Genomic DNA, 16,375 nt, shown 5'->3' on the forward strand with positions numbered 1-16,375 from the left:
TGATAGCATCCGCGCCTATGAAGTTCTCAGGAAGATTTACCAGTGGTGTTGTCCTGCTGCTCAGCAGCTTTGCGGTGTCTGCCCAAAGCGAGTTGGTGGTCAGAGTCAAACCGGCAAACGATGCCCTCAAGGCCAACGTGGAAGGCTACATAGGCAGTCTCGGTGATCGTGACGAGAAAGCGTTATTGCGCTTTCAACGTGGCGCTCAGGAGCAGGCCCTCAAAGCTTCCCAGGCCTTGGGCTACTACCATCCCTCTATAGAAGCCGAGGTCAAACCCGGCGATCCGCCGCGTCTGGTGTTGAGCATTGATCCCGGCGAGCCGGTGCATCTGCGCAACGTCAACGTGCGCGTCGAAGGCCCGGCAGCCGCTCTTAAAGCCTTTCAAATTCCGGCCAGTGATGATCTGAAACCGGGTGCGGTGCTCAATCAGGGCAATTACGAAGACGCCAAGCGAATGATTCAAAACCGTGCCCTGCGTTACGGTTTTTTCAACGGCAAATTTACTCAGCACGAACTTCTGGTCGATCCCAAGGGCGGGTTTGCGGATATCAATCTGGTCTACGAAAGCGGGCCGCGTTTTTTGCTTGGCAAAGTCACTTTTGCGGGCGATGCACCTTTTGACCAAACCCTGCTGGACCGCATGGTGCCTTTCAAGCCGGACACCCCTTACGACTCTGAACTGGTCGCCGAACTCAATCAGAACCTGCAAAGCAGTGGGTATTTTGAAGTCGTGCGCGTCGATGCCGCGCCCAGTACCGCAGTGGGGCAAGTGATTCCGATTGATGTTGATCTGGAAACCCGCAAGCCGCGCACCATGACCCTGGGCCTTGGCTATTCGACCGACACCGGAGCCCGTGGCAAAGCCAGCTGGATGCGCCATTGGGGCAATCCCCGGGGCGACAGTTATGGCTTTGAATCCGAAATTTCCCAGCCCAAGCAAAACGTCGGCGCCTGGTATGACATTCCGCTGGATCCGCCTTTGACCGACAAGCTGCGTCTTGCCGCGGGCTATCAAAACGAAGAAATCGCCAACACCGATACCCTGAGCAAACTGCTCACGGTCGGCCCCGAGTGGCACAGCAAACTGGACAACGGCTGGACGCGAATCGTGTCGCTCAAATGGCAGCACGAAGAATACCGTCTGGGCGACGACTCGGGTCTTAGCACCCTGTTGATGCCGGGTGTCAGCTATTCGGTATTGCGAAGTGACAACCGTATCGATCCCAGCCACGGCTACAGCGTGGTCACGGAGATGCAAGTGGCCAAGGAGGGGCTGTTGTCCGACACCAACCTGTTTCACGGCGATGTGAAATTCAAGGCATTGACCACGTTGTGGGACAAACACCGCTTTTTGGGGCGAATTCAGTTTGGCGGCAGCGCCACCAACGGCTACAAGTCGATTCCGCCGTCACTGCGCTTTTTCGCAGGTGGTGATCAAAGCGTGCGTGGCTATGACTACCAGAGCCTGTCACCGAGAAACGCAGAAGGTGATCGTATCGGCGGGCGCTACATGCTGGCCGGCAGTCTCGAATATCAGTATCAGTTCGCCGAAAAATGGCGTTGGGCGACCTTTGTCGATCAGGGCAATGCGTTCAATACGCTGGACTTCCCGAGTCTGAAAACCGGGGTCGGCGTGGGTATTCGCTGGATCTCGCCGGTAGGCCCGATTCGTCTGGATCTGGCCCATGCGCTGGATGACGATGGCGGTGTTCGTTTGCACTTCTCGATGGGGCCAGAACTGTGATTCGTGGTTTGAAAATAGCGGGTCTGGTGCTGTTGGCGTTGGTTCTGCTGGTGGTGGTGAGCGTGGGCGTGATTCTCGGTACGCAGGCGGGCAGCCGCTGGGTGCTGGGTCAGGTGCCAGGCTTGCAGGTTGAAAATTTTGCCGGGCGCCTGGGCGGTCAGTGGGGTGCCGATCACCTGCTGTGGGAGCAAGGCACCAGTCGGGTAGAGGTCAGCAGGCCCATATTTGCCTGGTCGCCGGGTTGCCTGGCCCGTATGACCCTGTGTATCGATCAGTTGCAGGCCGAGACTATCAGCCTGCAATTCCCGCCCAGTGAAGACAGCAGCAGCGGTCCGGTCAGTCTGCCGGAACTGAAACTGCCCCTGGCGATTGAGGTGGGGGTGGTCAAAGTCGGCAATGTGCTGTTCAACGGCATCGAACAGCTCAAAGGCATGCAGATGTCGGCGCAGTGGACAGCCAAGGGCCTGGAAATCGAGTCGGTACAGGTCGAGCGTGAAGACCTTAACGTTGAATTGTCCGGGTTGCTACAACCCTATGGCGATTGGCCGTTGACCCTGCAAGGCACTATCAGCCTGCCTGCACCGGACGACAAGACGCTGGAGGTGGTGCTCAAGGTTGAAGGCAATCTGCGCACCACCCTCAACCTTGCGGCCGACACCAGCGGGTATCTCACTGCACACCTGACGGGGGAGATCCAGCCGTTGGCGGACAATCTGCCGGCGCAGTTGAAAATCACCGCCGAGCCGTTCAAGGCCAGTCCCGATCTGCCGGATACCCTGGTGCTCAACCAGCTGTTGCTGACAGCCAAGGGCGATCTTAAAGACGGTTATGAACTCAATGGCAGCGCCACATTGCCCGCTGAAAAAGAGCCGGTGAATCTGTTGCTCAAAGGTCGGGTAGATGCCAAGGGCGCGCAAATCGCAGCGCTGGACTTGACCGCCAGTCCGCTGCAGCGCTTGAAGCTGTCAGGGCAAGTGGACTGGCAGGAGGGCTTGAGTGCCGAGGCGAAAATCGACTGGCTGGAATTCCCGTGGCACAACCTGTACCCGGTGATCGACAAGCCCGATGTGGATTTGCGCAAGTTTGTCGGCGAAGTGTCCTATCGCGATGGCAAATATCTGGGCAACTTCCAGGCCGATCTCGATGGCCCAGCAGGCAAGTTCAGCCTCGGCAGCCCGTTCAGCGGCGATCTGGGCAAGATATTTTTGCCACAGCTGAAACTGGTCGCCGGGCAGGGCAAGGCCGAGGGGCACGTCAATGTGCAGTTCGCCGAGGGTGTGGCCTGGGACACGGCACTGGACTTGAGTGCCATCAACCCTGCGTATTGGGTGGCCGAATTGCCGGGTACGCTGGCAGGCCCGCTGCGCAGCAAAGGTTCGTTCAAAAATGAGCGTCTTGAGCTGGATGCCAACCTTGATCTCAAAGGCCGTTTACGCGGCTTGCCAGCAGTGTTGCAGGCCAAGGCCAACGGTGCGGGAGAAGCCTGGACGCTCAGTGCGCTGGATATTCGCCTGGGTGACAACCGGATCAATGGCACCGCCACGTTGCAGCAGCAACTCAAGGCCCAACTGGATCTCAACCTGCCGCGCCTGGGGCAGCTCTGGCCGCAACTGCGTGGCCAACTCAAGGGTCGTGTCGATGCTGGGGGCACCCTGAAAGCGCCCCAAGGCACGGTGAAGCTTAATGGCCAGCAGTTGGCTTTCGCCGATAATCAGCTGCAAAACCTGACCCTGGATGCCAACCTCGATCGAAATCAGCGTGGCCGCCTTGACCTCAAGGGCAGCGGGATTCAGGTCGGGGACACTCAGCTCGGTGTGCTGACCGCCAACGCCAGTGGCGATATCAAGCGCCAGCAGCTCAAGCTGGGTGTGCAAGGGCCGATGCTGCAACTGGCCCTGGCACTGGATGGCGGCCTGGACAAGGACAATTGGCGCGGTCGATTGGCCAGCGGTGACGTCAAGGCCGGTGGGCAGGCCTGGGTGCTGCAAAATCCGGCAAGGCTGGAGCGTCTGGCCGATGGCCGAGTCAATCTGGGCTCGCAGTGCTGGATTTCAGGCCCGGCCAGTTTGTGCAGCGAAGAACAGCGTTTGATGCCTGATCCAAAACTGCGCCTGCACCTCAAGCAGTTCCCCCTCGACAGCCTGGCCGAGTGGCTGCCCAAGGACTTTCAATGGCAGGGCGACCTCAATGCCGATTTGATCCTGGACCTGCCTGCCAGCGGGCCCAAAGGTCAGATCGTGGTCGATGCCAGCGGTGGCACGCTGCTCTTCAAGGACAAGGGGCAGTGGGTCGACTTCCCGTACCAGGCGTTCAAGCTGACCAGCAACCTGACCCCTAACCGTGTCGATTCCCGCCTGGATTTCGACGGTGGCAAGCTGGGGCAACTGATGCTGTCGGCGCGAATCAATCCGCTGCCTAAAAGCAAACCGATCAGCGGGGAGTTCCGCCTGACCGGGCTGGACATCTCGATGATCCGTCCGTTTGCGCCGATGGTAGAAAAGCTCACCGGTCAGTTGAACGGTACGGGCACCATTTCGGGGGCTTTGCTGGCGCCCCATGTCATCGGTAATGTGGCCCTCAGTGAGGGTGAAATCTCTGGACCGCAGTTGCCGACCAACTTCGAAAATGTGCAGCTTTCGGTGGCTATCAATGGCGAGACAGCTCTGCTCAATGGCGGCTGGACCAGCGGCGAGAAAGGACAGGGCAGCGTCAGCGGTAATGTGGCGTGGGGCCAGAACATGGCGGTCAACGTCCTGGTCAAGGGCAACAGCCTGCCGGTAACGGTCGAGCCCTACGCCAAGCTGGAAGTCGCTCCGGATCTGAAAATCACCCTCAGTCCCGACAACACGTTGTTGATCGCGGGTCGGGTCAATGTTCCCAAAGGTGAAATCGTAGTTCGCGAATTGCCGCCTTCGACGGTGAAGGTTTCGGATGACACGGTCATCGTGGGCCAGCAGGCCGCTGATGAGGCGTCGCCGATGCAGGTCGACATGGATATCACCGTGGTAGTGGGCCAGGAACTGCTGACGTTCTCGGGCTTTGGTCTGAGCGCCGATCTGGCGGGGCAGGTCCATATCGGCAACAACCTGGATACCCGCGGCGAGTTGCGCCTGAACAATGGTCGCTACCGCGCCTATGGCCAGAAGCTGACCATTCGCCGGGCGCGTCTGTTGTTTGCAGGGCCGATCGACCAGCCGTATCTGGATATCGAAGCGATTCGCCAGACTGACGACGTGATCGCGGGTATCCGTCTGACGGGCAGCGCCGAACAGCCAACCACGCAAATATTCTCGGAACCGGCCATGAGCCAGGAGCAGGCGTTGTCGTACCTGATTCTGGGGCGTCCGCTGACAGGCACCGGTGAAGATGAAAACCTGCTGGCACAAGCGGCTCTGGGCCTGGGGTTGTTGGGCAGCTCGGGGGTCACCACCAGTTTGGCGAATCATTTGGGGATCAAGGAGTTTGAACTCGACACCGAAGGCAGTGGCAACAACACGTCTGTGGTGGCCAGTGGCAAGATCAACGAGCGCCTGAGCGTGCGTTACGGAGTGGGTGTGTTTGAACCTGCCAGCACCATTGCCCTGCGTTACAAGTTGAGCAAGCGGGTGTATGTCGAAGTGGCGAGCGGCTTTGCGAGCTCGCTGGATATCTTCTACAAGCGGGACTTCTGACCGCTGTGAAATGTGACTCCCCACCCTGTGTGAAAGCGGGCAAGCCCGCTCCCACAAGGGCAGGGGGGCGCTTCAGTAACGGTTGTAATAGCCTGGACCGCCATCATGATGACGGTGACCGTCATGCCATCCATGGCCTGGAAAAATCACGCATCCGCTCATGGCCAGGATGAGCAACAACGGAACCAGCCTGGTGACTCGACGTAACATGTGTGGATCCTCATGGTTAGAGCCATAGCAGCTAAAAAACTGTTCTGGCTGTAAGATGAGACCTCGAATGTTTCAATTTATTATCGAAAACCGAACATATTTGTCAGGTCCCGGTTTTCGCTTTCAGACTTACTTTCAGGAACAGGTTATGACCCCTTCGCAGCGCTTGAAATACTCGATTTTGATTTCACTGGTGGTTCTGGGAATCATGTTTGGTCTTTCGTACATGCAAAACGCCGGCATGATCACTGAAAAAATGTTCCAGTACGTCGCTATCGGCGTGGCCGTGATCGTGGTCGTGATCAATGGCGTGATGCGCCGCAAGACCAAGATTTAAGCTTCGATCTTCCCTGTCAAAAAGGCTTCAGCCTGCGGATGCAGGCTGTAGCTCTTGTCGCTGTTGAGCACCACCACCCCTTCGCTGCACAAGCGCTTGAGTACCTCGCGCACACTCAGAAATGACAGTGGAATATCCAGTGCCTGCAAATGGCTGTGCATGCCCCGCACCCCCAGCCTGCGATCATTGCCGGCAGCCGTGAGCAGTGCGTCAATGACCTTGAGGCGCACCAGGCTGGTACGCAGCCCGAAGCACTTGAGTAAGTGGCGAATCCGTTCGTTGCCCTGCAAGGGAGTCAGCGTTTGCAACAACCCCGAGTCGGGCTGGAAAGCTGCGTCGCGATGCTGGTGGCTACCATCCGTTGGTATGTGCTGGTTGTGCATGCAAAAAACTCCTTTTCAGAGCCTGATCAGGAAAAAATAAAAAAGCGCTCTTGGTTAACTAGACGAATGAGCGGCTGAAATCATGAACATTGGAATGTAGAAATTTTGTCGTGAATTCATCTCAAACGCGTACGCGTCCAGTGTGGACGGGGGTTTGGACTGATTATTAAATTTTTTTAATCTGTGCGGTCTTTCACAGGCACGCTGAGTTTTCAGGGCCGGGCGTTCAGCACCGGCGAGCCTTGCGCATTGATACTCAGGTACACCGGCAAGACCTTGGGCAGGGACGTGACCAGGTGATCGATTTCGCGAGTATTGAACACCCCGCCGATACGCAGCTTGCCCGTGGCGCTGTCGGCCACGGAAAGAGGGCGATCCAGGTAGCGGTTGATCAGGGGCAAGGCATCGGCCAGTGACAGGTTGTCGAGTACCAGCTTGCCGTTACGCCACGCCAGATCCGGCGTGCCGGCTGGGGTCTGGCTGATTTGCGCTGCGTAGTCTCCCGCCTTGTAGCGCGCCTGCATCCCCGGTTCCAGACGCAAGCCGTCGCCACTCAGACTCTTGTTGCTGGTCACCAGCACGGAGCCCTCCAGCAGCGTGACCCGTACCTGATCCTCGTACATCCACACATTGAACTGGGTGCCTGTGACCCGAACCTGTCCCTCTGCGGCCCGGACCAGGAACGGGTGCGAGGCATCATGGCTGACCTTGAAAAACGCTTCGCCCTTGCTCAGGGTCACCCGGCGTTCATCCTTGAAGTTGCTGAACGTCAGGTGTGTACCCAGATTGAGCTCGACTTGACTGCCATCGGGCAGTGTCACCGTCTTCGCGCTGGTATCGGCCGCAAAGCGTTCATGGGCATTGGGAATCCAGCCCAGCTGCCAGCCGCTATAAGCCGCTACCGGGGCGGCGAGCAGAGTGATGGCCGCGGCCACGGCAACACGCTGCCAGGCGCTTCGACGTGGCGCGCTGGGCAATGCAACCACCCGGGCCTCGGCAGGCGCGGAGCGCGTCAGGTGCTCACTGACATCCCAGATGTCCAGCATCGCTTCATATTCAACGGCGTGCCGGGGATCGGCATTTAGCCACGCAGCAAAAGCTTCACGTTCCTGGTTTGTGCAATCGGGCTCGTGCAAACGCATGCACCACTGAGCCGCAGCTTCAGTGATGGCATCGTTTTCGGCTTCTGTGGGGCGTGCTTCACTCATTGAATTTTCCAGGTTTTGCGCATTCTAACCCCGCACTGGAGGTAACGAGAACATGAGCCAGGTCAAAAGCATGTCAATTAGCCCTATGGCCGGGATTTTCTCTGCTACGGTTGTTCCAGTCACATTGAGTACCAGACGCAACATCAATTAATGGAGTTAAGACAATGTTGAAGAAAACCTTTGCTGCTGTGATCACTACTGCTGCTTTGTTGAGTGCCGGTGCAGCGATGGCTCAGCCTGTTGACCCCAACTGGGCATTCTCCAAAGAACTGGTAGAAGTGCTCAAGAACAAGAACGGCTACACCGTCATCAAGAAAATCGAAGCTCAGGATCCTGCCGCCGGTATCTGGAAAGCAGAAGGGATCAAGAAGGTCGATGGCCTGGAATATGAAATTATCTTCGATTCGACCGGCAAGGTGATTTCCGAGAAGAAAGACTGACTCTCTTCACCTGAGACGAATCGCCCGCTGAGCGTTTTAACCCGGCCCTGATCGTAACCTTTGACAGGGCCGGGTGTTTTTACCCCCGCTTTAATTGTTGCGCTTGTGCCGCGACAACCAGTGTTCCCGGGTCATTTCCCATAGGTCGCAGGTAAACCTGCCGCTGACAAAATCCTTTTCTTCGCTGCTGACCCAATGCATTCCGCCCCGTTCGGAAATTCGTCGCGACGCCACATTGGGGGCGGCTTTTGGCACCCGCATACGTTCGCGCCCCAAGGTCTCGAACCAAAAGCGGTCGACTGTCCCGCACGCTTCGCTCATCAGGCCCTGGCCTTGCCACTGCGGTGCCAGCCAGAATCCACGATTGTTGTCGACGGCATCCATCAAACTGATACAGCCAATCAATTCGTCAGGCTGCGACAACAGGCGAATCGTCCAGTGCCACTCTTCGCCGCGTGCAATGGCCGGTAGCGCGACATCGCGCAAATAGTCCATTGCTCCATGGGCTGGATAGGGCCAGGGCACGAGGGCATTCAAGTAGCGCACGACCTCCCACTGGGCAAAGTGTTTCTGGACCGCGGGAGCGTCACTCAGTTGCAGTGGCTGCAGTATGAGTCGCTGGGTCTGCAGTGTGGGTGAGGTCTGCATGGGGGGATGGCTCCTTGCCAATGGTTTGAGTCGAGAGTACCGCCCAATGGCACCCATAAAAAAGCCCCCGTTAAACGGAGGCCTGGTAGATCGTTACCTCGGGAGCGGGTATTAGCCGTTGCTGCAACCATTACCCATCACACGGTACTCGAGAATATGACGCTGACCCTGATGGTCTTCGTAAGTCATTTGCGCCGGTACAACTTCGCAGACATCCGCGATGGGGGTCACGCTGATGACAGTGGCAATATCAAGGTCGGTGGCGTAAGTGTAATGTTCAACAGCCGGTTGTTGTGGCGCAACTTTAACGTCTTCAGCCGCCGCCAGTGTTGAAAAAGCAAGGAGAGCAAGAACAATCAAACGTTTCATTATCGAGGCCTTAAAACAATCACGAATCACTGACTTCAATTGCCGGTTTGGCGGGAGAAGTTATTACGTCATCGGGGGAGCGTGACGCAATACGAAGTACCGTGCCCTGTTTCAATGTTGCGTTGAGGGATGAACATAGAATACGCCCCTTGCACCGTTATTAAAGTCACAAGATCGCCAAGCAGTCTTTCCAGATCAGTAACAATCTTCATTGTTTTTTCGACGCCCAATAAAAAGCCCCCTCTGAAGAGGGGGCTGGGGTCGCATCCGTGGGTGCAGCCACTGAAGATCAGTGCGAACTGCAACCGTCGCCCATAGCCTTGTATTCAAGGGTGTGACGCTGGCCCTGGGAGTCTTCATAGATCATGGTTGCCGGTACGACTTCACACACATCGGGAATGGTCGACAGGCTGATGACCCGTGCAATATCCAGTTTTGTGCCATAGCTGTACGATTCGACTGTTGAAGGCTGGACGGTGGAAGTTTCACCTGCAACGGCCAGCGTTGCAAAGCCAGCAAGAAAAAGTGCAATTAAAGTTTTCATAGTAAGGCCTCTAAAGTAATCAAGCGTTAAAACTGACTGACTTCATTTGCCGGTGAGGCGGGAAGAAGTTACGGCACCTGTCAAAGTTGTCATGTGCGTACGAAGATACCGTGTATCTGTGTCAATCAATGTTTGAAGCATGTAAGCAATGTTACGCTGATCCACCCAAGGAAAAAGAGTGGATGGCAAAACGCTCTGTTACCGCTCGGGTAACAATGTGGTGGTGGTGTGGCTTTTTTCAAGTGCTCCGTGTGTCTCCTTGCTGGCATACTGGCACCTCTGATTCTGGAGTCAGTCATCCGTATGAATATCGAGTCGCCCCTCAGTGCGTATCAACAGGCCATCGAGCTGCAGGGGTTTGTCCATGACCCTGCCCAGTGGGTTGCAGTCCAAGCGCTGCAACGCTGCCATGAGACCCTGCACTCAGGGGCGCAGCCGGTTAATGGCGTGTATCTGTGGGGGCCGGTGGGGCGGGGTAAAACCTGGTTGATGGATCGTTTCTACCAAAGCCTGCAGGTGCCGGCCCGGCGCCAGCATTTCCATCATTTCATGCAATGGGTGCATCAGCGCCTGTTCCAGCTGACCGGGACCGCAGATCCGCTCAAAGCCTTGGCCAAAGGCCTGGGTGCGGAAGTGAAAGTGCTGTGTTTTGACGAACTGTTCGTCAATGACATTGCCGATGCGATCATCCTTGGGCGCTTGTTTCAGGTCATGTTCGACGAAGGCGTGGTGCTGGTCTGCACCTCTAACCAGCCACCTGAAGACCTCTACGGTCATGGTTTCAACCGGGATCGCTTTGCACCCGGGATCACTGCCATTCTCAAGCATATGGACGTCGTTTCGGTGAACGGGATTGAGGACCATCGCCTGCACCCCGGCATTGCTCATCAACGTTATTGGGTGACTGATACGGGGCAGCCGAGTGCGATTGAACCGGTGTTCAAGGAGTTGACCCAAGGGCAGGCGGTGTCAGGCCAGCCCATTGCCGTGGGCCATCGTTCGTTGAATGTGGTGCAGGCCAGCGATGCAGTGTTGTGGTGCAACTTTCACGAACTGTGCGAACAGCCGCTGGCCGCTACGGAGTTCATGGAAATCTGTGACCGTTACAAGGTGATGTTGCTCAGCGGCGTGCCCTGCCTGAGTGCCGAACAGCGCGAGGGCAAAATTGCCCGAGGTACGGAAGACGGCGCGGTGAAAGTCGAGGCCGGTGATCGTGAACTGCCGCAGTTGTCCAAATACGATGACAGCGTGCGACGTTTCATTGCGCTGATCGACGAGTGCTACGACCGAAAAGTACCTGTGTGCATCGAAGCCCAAGTGCCGATGGATCAGCTCTACACCCAGGGTTATCTGGAGTTCGCCTTTCGCCGGACCTTGAGCCGGCTGCAGGAAATGCAATTGCAGCGGTTTGGTCTCTAAACACCCTCTGCTACGGGTGCAGTTGTTTATGGGTGCCCGTGGTCCAGTGCAGTAGCGCCCCAGCCGCCCCCCATTGCCTTGTACAACGCAATACTGGCTTGCAGCCTCGCCAGGCGCAGCTGTACGTGCTGGTCCTGGGCCTGATACAGCGTGCGCTGGGTTTCCAGCACCGTCAGCAGCATCTCGGCACCGGCCCTGTAGCGGTTTTGCGCGATATCGAAGGCCAGTTGCGCCTGCTTGAGCTCTTCATCCTGCCATTGACGTTGCTGGTCCAGGCCGCTGGCGCTGTTGAGGGCTTTTTCGACGTCGGCAAAAGCGCTGATGATGCTTGCCCGATAGGTTTGCAGCAGTTCTTGCTGGCGGGCGGTGGCTTTGTCGCGTTCGGCGCCGAGACGGCCATTGTTGAAAATCGGCGCCGCCAGCCCGGCGGTGAGGGTGTAGAACGGGCTGCGCAGGATATCGCTGAATCGATCTGCCCCCGAGCCCAGGCTGGCGCTCAGGGTCAGACTGGGCAACATGGCGGCGCGGGCGACAGTGATATCGGCCCGGGCGGCGACAAGCCTGGCTTCGGCGCTTGCGATATCAGGGCGTCGATTCAGTAACTCACTGGGCAGCCCGGCGCCAATGGCAGGCCAATGCAGACTTGCGAAAGGCGTATTGCCCACTCTCAGGTTCTGAACGGGCTGGCCGAGCAGGACGGCGAGGGTGATCCGGGCCTCTCGGGCCTGTTGCTCCACCCGCGGGACCTGGCGTTGCTGACTGGCAACCAGGCTTTGTTGCTGGGCCAGTTCCAGGGCTGTTGCTGAACCTGCGTGATGACGGGTCTGTACGACCTGCAGCACGCTTTGCGCATTGGCCAGATTGAGTCGGGCAATGCGCAGTTGTTCATCAAGTGCCAGGGTCTGGACGTAACTGTTGGCGACGCCGCTGAGCAGCGTCAGCTCAACGGTGTCCCGATCAAATTCACTGGCCTTGAGTGCCTGCAGCGCGCTGTCGTGGGCCGCTGCCTTGCCACCCCAGAAATCGACCTCATAACTGGCGCTCAGGCGGGCATCGAAATAGTCCACCGCCGTGTTGTTGTCACCGGTATCCAGCTGGCTGTAGCCGCTGCCGCGCAGCAGTTTTTCACGATTGGCGGTGCTGCCCACTTTTACCTCGGGCAGCAACGGTGCTCCGGCAATCACGGCAGAGGCCCGGGCTTGCTGTACCCGCGCCATTGCCGCGGCCAAGTCGTAGCTGGCAAGCCGCGCCTGGTTGATCAGATGATCCAGGTCGGAGCTGCCAAACTGTTGCCACCATTGTAGATTGACCTGATGGCGGGTCTGGACCTGTGCCGACTGCCAGGTTGCTGGCGCGATGACGTCGTTGTGGTCGTCAGGCGGGGAATGGCTGCATGCGCTCAGTAGCAGGCACAGGGTCAACAGGCTCAAGGACGGCTTCATCGATAGATCATTCACTGGTTAGGGCCGTGACCGGGTCGAGCCGGGCAGCTTTGCGGGCCGGCATAAAGCCGAATATGACGCCGGTTACCAGCGCGCAACCAAAGGCGCCGAGGACTGCGGCCAGGGAGAACGCAACGGCAACATCGCACAGCAACAGCACCCCGCCGACCATAAAGGCCAGGGTGATGCCGGCGACGCCGCCAACCACCGACAGCATCAGGGCCTCGGTCAAAAACTGGCGCAGAATGTCCCGCTGACGAGCGCCGGTGGCCATGCGGATGCCGATTTCGCGGGTGCGCTCGCGCACGGTCATCAGCATGATGTTCATCACCCCGATGCCACCTACCAGCAGCGAGATGGCGGCAATCGAACCGAGCATCAGCGACAGGGTGTTACGGGTTTTGGCTTCGGCCTGGATCATCGCCGCGTTGTTGGTGATTTCGAAGTCCCGTGTACCGTGGTGCAGCTTGAGCATCAGTTGCTCAATGGCCTTTTCGGTTTGCTGGACCCTGCTGGCATCCGCAGCCGCGATGACCACGTATTCCGGATTGTGGCTACCGAACAGGCGCACGCTGGCAGCGGAGTAGGGCACCACGATGCGCGTGTCGCTGTCCGAGTCACCGGAGCTGGCGCCTTTTTCGGCCAGGACGCCGACCACGCGAAACGGCACGTTTTCCAGCAGGATGTACTGGCCGATCGGGTTGGGCACATCCTTGAGGACTTTATCGCGCACCTTCTTGCCAATCACCGCCACGGCGGCCGCGGCGTTTTCGTCGGCCTGGGTGAAGAAGCTGCCTTGCACCACCGGCCAATTGAAGATGGCCGAGAAGTCGATGCCGTTGCCGCCGGTGTACATCGTGTGGTCGACATTGCCGAAACGCACGCCGATTTCGGCGCCATTGACCGGCATGATCATCTTGACCTGGGGCAAGGTCGACAGGGCCGCCACGTCATTGAGGGTGATGATGCCCAGCGGTGCCCTTGGTCTGGGTGGCATGCCGCTGAGGTAAATAATGTTTGAGCCAAAGGCGCCCATTTCGGCCATCACCTGGCGCTTGCTGCCTTCACCCACCGCCAGCATGACCACGACAGAAGCCACCCCGATGACGATGCCGAGCAGCGTCAGTGCGGTGCGGAAACGGTTGATCCACATCACCCGCCAGGCGGCATGAACCGCATCGACCAGCTCGCCTTTCCAGGCGCCCCGCGCTTCGCTGCCTTCGCTCAGGCGCTTGCGCAGGTCGATGGCCTGCAAGGCGTCGGGGTTGTCGGTTGTGGGGGGTTGCTTGCCGTTGGCACTGTCGCTGATCACTTCACCATCGCGCACCTCGATGATCCGGTTGGCCCGTGCTGCCACTTCACGATCATGGGTGATCAGGATGACGACGTGCCCCTGGCTCGCCAGTTCGTCGAGCAAGGTCATGACCTCGGCACCGCTGTGGCTGTCGAGGGCGCCGGTGGGTTCGTCGGCGAGAATGATATGCCCGCCGTTCATCAAGGCACGCGCGATGGACACCCGCTGTTGCTGGCCTCCGGACAATTGGTGCGGGCGATTGGCAGTGCGCTCGGCCAGCCCCAGGCGATTGAGCAGGGCGGCGGCGCGTGCATGGCGTTCAGCGGCCGGGGTGCCAGCATAGATGGCCGGCATTTCGACGTTCTCCTGGGCCGAGGCCGAGGGAATCAAGTGGTAGCCCTGGAACACGAAACCAAAGGCTTCGCGGCGCAGCCAGGCCAGTTCGTCACTGTCGAGGTGGGCGACGTCTTCGCCAGCAAACAGATAGCGGCCTGACGTTGGGCGGTCGAGGCAGCCAAGGATGTTCATCAGGGTTGACTTGCCCGAGCCCGAAGCGCCGACGATGGCGACAAATTCCCCGGCATGAATCGACAGGCTGATGCCCTTGAGCACGTGAACTTCTGGAGTATCGATGCCGCCGTAGACCTTGCGAATAGCCTGCAGGTCGATCAAGGGAGTGGGCATTTAACCTCCGCTGCCGGTAGCGGGGCCGATCAGCAGGTGATCGCCTTCATTCAAGCCGTCGATGATCTCGAGGCGTAGACGGTCGCTGATGCCGGTGCGGATCTCGCGGGGCTCGACCTTGCCGTTTTCAGTCACGACGTAGGCGGTCTGGCGGTTGTCCTGCGTGGTGCCCTGCAGCGCGATGATCGGGGCCAGCAGTACGTCCCGGGCCTGGTCGGCGACGAAGAATACCTGGGTGGTCATCTCGGGCATCAGTGCCTGATCGGTGTTGTCGACATCCAGCAGCACGGTGTACAGCACAACCCGGGCGCTGCCGCTTTTGCTGGCGGGGCTGCCGCCGCCCTGACTGGTCTCGTTGAGGGGTTTGGGCGGTACGGGCAGGACTTGGCGCACCGTGCTGTTCCAGCGCCTGTTGCCGCCACTCAAAGTCGTGAACCAGGCGTGCATGCCGGGTTTGACATGGCCGATATCAGCTTCCGACACTTCGGCCCACACCGTCATGGGCGAGAGTTTGGCAATGCGCAGAATCAGCGGCGTTTGCTGTTGGGCATTGAGGGTCTGACCCTCGCGGGCATCCAGTGCTACCACGGTGCCGGACATGGGCGCATAGATGCGGGTGTAACCCAGCTCGGCCTCATCACTGCGCAAACTGGCCCTGGCCTGATTGATCTGGGCCTCGAACATGTTGATCCGGGCCTGGGTGGTTCGTACTTCAGCCCGTGCGGCCTGAACGTCCTCTTCCCGGGTGGCGCCGCCTTTGGCCAGATGTTGCTGGCGCTGGAACTTCTGTTTTGCCAGGTCATGCAGGGCACGTTGCTCCTGCAACTGGGCCTTGAGGTTTTCAATGGCAAAGCGGCTGGCATCGAGCTTGGCGGTCTGGGTGGAGGGGTCGATTTCGACCAGCAGCTGGCCTTCTTTGACTTCAGTGCCGACGTCCACGTGAATGTTTTGAATTTGCCCTGATGCCTGCGCGCCCACATCGACGTATTGCCGGGGCTGCAGAGTGCCCAGTGCGGTCACGCTGCTTTCGATATCGCCCCGGGTGACGGGCACGGTGTCATACGCGTCCCGTCCCGGGCTCAGTAATAGCCAGACTAAAACGGCTGCGACCAGTAATAAACACAGGGTGACAAGCAGCGCACGGCGGGTCTGTCGAGGGCGTTTCATGGGGGGATCCAGCCAGTGAAAATCGGCCCGTCGTCATGCCTGAAGGGGCTAGGCAAACGCTGTCGCCCTGGCAACAGATACGGGGAGCTGTTGAGTAAACGAATGATTTGGCGGGGGATTTAGGTATTGGATGATGCGTCTGTTACTGGATGTTTCGACAATGTTTAAGCGTGCGGGGTTTAAATCTATATGAGAATTACTATAAATTACATCCGCAAAAATGCCATCATCACGCCGCTATCCCATTAGATCTGTTTCTGCGCTCATGGAGTGTTGCCGCTGCCGTCGCGGCCTGGAGTCCTGTTGGAAAACTACTATCGAGAACTGGTGGGTTTTTTGAGTGCCAGGCTGGGTAATGCCCAGGCGGCCGAAGATGTGGTGCATGACGCTTATGTGCGGGTGCTGGAACGTACACGGGGCGAGCCGATAGAGCAGCCCCGTGCCTTTCTGTACCGCACGGCACTCAACCTGGTGATTGATGGCCATCGACGCAGCACCTTGCGCCAGTCCGAGCCGCTGGAAGTGCTCGATGGTGAGGAACGTTTTTTCAGCCCCTCACCCCAGGTACTGCTGGATCAGGGCCAGCGGCTGGACATGATCCAGAAGGCGCTCGCCGAGCTGCCTGCAGCGTGTCGCGAGTGTTTTTTGCTGCGCAAGATCGAAGGCTTGTCACACCCCGAAATTGCCGAGCGCCTCGGCGTATCGCGCAGCGTGGTGGAGAAGCACATCGTCAACGCCATGAAGCATTGCCGGGTTCGAATCCGGCAGTGGGACAACGCCTGAATCGTCCGTTTTTGGGCTTAGATAAGTAACA

At 58.5% G+C, this 16,375-nt stretch carries 15 protein-coding genes; 6 read left to right on the forward strand and 9 right to left on the reverse strand.

All coding sequences use genetic code 11. The features are described from left to right. Positions 1-17: 17 nt before the first annotated feature. Together KO536_RS13455 and KO536_RS13460 are read left to right on the forward strand one after the other, a co-directional pair. Positions 18-1,745 carry an autotransporter assembly complex family protein gene (locus KO536_RS13455; RefSeq protein ID WP_133077916.1) on the forward strand — a complete coding sequence of 576 codons (1,728 nt, stop codon included), beginning with the start codon at positions 18-20 and terminating at the stop codon, positions 1,743-1,745. Beyond that, positions 1,742-5,416 carry a translocation/assembly module TamB domain-containing protein gene (locus KO536_RS13460; RefSeq protein ID WP_219262095.1) on the forward strand — a complete coding sequence of 1,225 codons (3,675 nt, stop codon included), beginning with the start codon at positions 1,742-1,744 and terminating at the stop codon, positions 5,414-5,416. The genes KO536_RS13455 and KO536_RS13460 overlap by 4 nt, the downstream gene beginning before the upstream one ends. Positions 5,417-5,488: 72 nt before the next feature. Here the strand turns inward: KO536_RS13460 and KO536_RS13465 are convergent, their stop codons facing one another. After that, the gene (locus KO536_RS13465; protein ID WP_219262096.1) at positions 5,489-5,626 is read right to left on the reverse strand and encodes a hypothetical protein; all 138 of its coding nucleotides are present in this window, start codon (positions 5,624-5,626) and stop codon (positions 5,489-5,491) included. Positions 5,627-5,774: 148 nt separating this feature from the next. Here KO536_RS13465 and KO536_RS13470 point away from each other — a divergent pair, with 148 nt between their 5' ends. After that, positions 5,775-5,963, forward strand: a complete 189-nt coding sequence (locus KO536_RS13470; protein ID WP_019828355.1) for a hypothetical protein — start codon at positions 5,775-5,777, stop codon at positions 5,961-5,963. Here the strand turns inward: KO536_RS13470 and KO536_RS13475 are convergent. Further along, positions 5,960-6,346 carry a fe2+ zn2+ uptake regulation protein gene (locus KO536_RS13475; protein ID WP_133077914.1) on the reverse strand — a complete coding sequence of 129 codons (387 nt, stop codon included), beginning with the start codon at positions 6,344-6,346 and terminating at the stop codon, positions 5,960-5,962. The genes KO536_RS13470 and KO536_RS13475 overlap by 4 nt on opposite strands. Positions 6,347-6,558: 212 nt before the next feature. Beyond that, complete coding sequence (locus KO536_RS13480) at positions 6,559-7,554, reverse strand: FecR family protein (protein ID WP_133077913.1); 996 nt, start codon at positions 7,552-7,554, stop codon at positions 6,559-6,561. 164 nt (positions 7,555-7,718) lie between these two features. Between KO536_RS13480 and KO536_RS13485 the strand changes: the two genes are divergently transcribed. Next, positions 7,719-7,994, forward strand: coding sequence for a PepSY domain-containing protein (locus KO536_RS13485; protein ID WP_016782369.1), 276 nt, complete (start codon positions 7,719-7,721; stop codon positions 7,992-7,994). Between the two features lie 90 nt (positions 7,995-8,084). On the opposite strand, the gene KO536_RS13490 is transcribed toward KO536_RS13485, so the two are convergent. The 3 genes from KO536_RS13490 to KO536_RS13500 form a co-directional block, all read right to left on the reverse strand. Then, a complete protein-coding gene (locus KO536_RS13490; protein ID WP_219262097.1) occupies positions 8,085-8,642 on the reverse strand; it encodes a GNAT family N-acetyltransferase in 558 nt (185 codons plus the stop codon). A 111-nt stretch (positions 8,643-8,753) separates the two neighbouring features. Continuing rightward, positions 8,754-9,011 carry a DUF2790 domain-containing protein gene (locus tag KO536_RS13495; RefSeq protein WP_133077911.1) on the reverse strand — a complete coding sequence of 86 codons (258 nt, stop codon included), beginning with the start codon at positions 9,009-9,011 and terminating at the stop codon, positions 8,754-8,756. 289 nt (positions 9,012-9,300) lie between these two features. Continuing rightward, a complete protein-coding gene (locus KO536_RS13500) occupies positions 9,301-9,555 on the reverse strand; it encodes a DUF2790 domain-containing protein (protein ID WP_133077910.1) in 255 nt (84 codons plus the stop codon). A gap of 303 nt (positions 9,556-9,858) precedes the next feature. Between KO536_RS13500 and zapE the strand changes: the two genes are divergently transcribed. Continuing rightward, positions 9,859-10,974: a cell division protein ZapE gene (zapE, locus tag KO536_RS13505; RefSeq protein ID WP_219262098.1), complete on the forward strand. Its 1,116-nt coding sequence runs from the start codon at positions 9,859-9,861 to the stop codon at positions 10,972-10,974. Between the two features lie 26 nt (positions 10,975-11,000). Here zapE and KO536_RS13510 read toward each other — a convergent pair whose 3' ends face one another. Genes KO536_RS13510 through KO536_RS13520 form a run of 3 tightly spaced genes read right to left on the reverse strand, consistent with a single transcriptional unit; the run spans position 11,001 to position 15,561 of the window. Further along, entirely contained in the window at positions 11,001-12,416 is a 1,416-nt protein-coding gene (locus KO536_RS13510) for an efflux transporter outer membrane subunit (RefSeq protein ID WP_219262099.1), read from the reverse strand. A 7-nt stretch (positions 12,417-12,423) separates the two neighbouring features. After that, the gene (locus tag KO536_RS13515; RefSeq protein ID WP_219262100.1) at positions 12,424-14,394 is read right to left on the reverse strand and encodes a MacB family efflux pump subunit; all 1,971 of its coding nucleotides are present in this window, start codon (positions 14,392-14,394) and stop codon (positions 12,424-12,426) included. Next, positions 14,395-15,561, reverse strand: coding sequence for an efflux RND transporter periplasmic adaptor subunit (locus KO536_RS13520; RefSeq protein WP_219262101.1), 1,167 nt, complete (start codon positions 15,559-15,561; stop codon positions 14,395-14,397). A gap of 303 nt (positions 15,562-15,864) precedes the next feature. Between KO536_RS13520 and KO536_RS13525 the strand changes: the two genes are divergently transcribed. Next, the gene (locus tag KO536_RS13525) at positions 15,865-16,344 is read left to right on the forward strand and encodes a sigma-70 family RNA polymerase sigma factor (RefSeq protein WP_219262102.1); all 480 of its coding nucleotides are present in this window, start codon (positions 15,865-15,867) and stop codon (positions 16,342-16,344) included. Positions 16,345-16,375: the final 31 nt, after the last annotated feature.

This window comes from Pseudomonas sp. NKUCC02_KPG, assembly GCF_019345465.1.
In the GTDB taxonomy this organism is placed as follows: Bacteria; Pseudomonadota; Gammaproteobacteria; order Pseudomonadales; family Pseudomonadaceae; genus Aquipseudomonas.

Bases quoted from the DNA above. Each gene is read 5' to 3' on its own strand.
- KO536_RS13455 (WP_133077916.1), top strand. From the start codon at position 18: ATGAAGTTCTCAGGAAGATTTACCAGTGGTGTTGTCCTGCTGCTCAGC.
- KO536_RS13465 (WP_219262096.1), bottom strand. From the start codon at position 5,626: ATGTTACGTCGAGTCACCAGGCTGGTTCCGTTGTTGCTCATCCTGGCC.
- KO536_RS13470 (WP_019828355.1), top strand. From the start codon at position 5,775: ATGACCCCTTCGCAGCGCTTGAAATACTCGATTTTGATTTCACTGGTG.
- KO536_RS13475 (WP_133077914.1), bottom strand. From the start codon at position 6,346: ATGCACAACCAGCACATACCAACGGATGGTAGCCACCAGCATCGCGAC.
- KO536_RS13480 (WP_133077913.1), bottom strand. From the start codon at position 7,554: ATGAGTGAAGCACGCCCCACAGAAGCCGAAAACGATGCCATCACTGAA.
- KO536_RS13485 (WP_016782369.1), top strand. From the start codon at position 7,719: ATGTTGAAGAAAACCTTTGCTGCTGTGATCACTACTGCTGCTTTGTTG.
- KO536_RS13490 (WP_219262097.1), bottom strand. From the start codon at position 8,642: ATGCAGACCTCACCCACACTGCAGACCCAGCGACTCATACTGCAGCCA.
- KO536_RS13495 (WP_133077911.1), bottom strand. From the start codon at position 9,011: ATGAAACGTTTGATTGTTCTTGCTCTCCTTGCTTTTTCAACACTGGCG.
- KO536_RS13500 (WP_133077910.1), bottom strand. From the start codon at position 9,555: ATGAAAACTTTAATTGCACTTTTTCTTGCTGGCTTTGCAACGCTGGCC.
- zapE (WP_219262098.1), top strand. From the start codon at position 9,859: ATGAATATCGAGTCGCCCCTCAGTGCGTATCAACAGGCCATCGAGCTG.
- KO536_RS13510 (WP_219262099.1), bottom strand. From the start codon at position 12,416: ATGAAGCCGTCCTTGAGCCTGTTGACCCTGTGCCTGCTACTGAGCGCA.
- KO536_RS13515 (WP_219262100.1), bottom strand. From the start codon at position 14,394: ATGCCCACTCCCTTGATCGACCTGCAGGCTATTCGCAAGGTCTACGGC.
- KO536_RS13520 (WP_219262101.1), bottom strand. From the start codon at position 15,561: ATGAAACGCCCTCGACAGACCCGCCGTGCGCTGCTTGTCACCCTGTGT.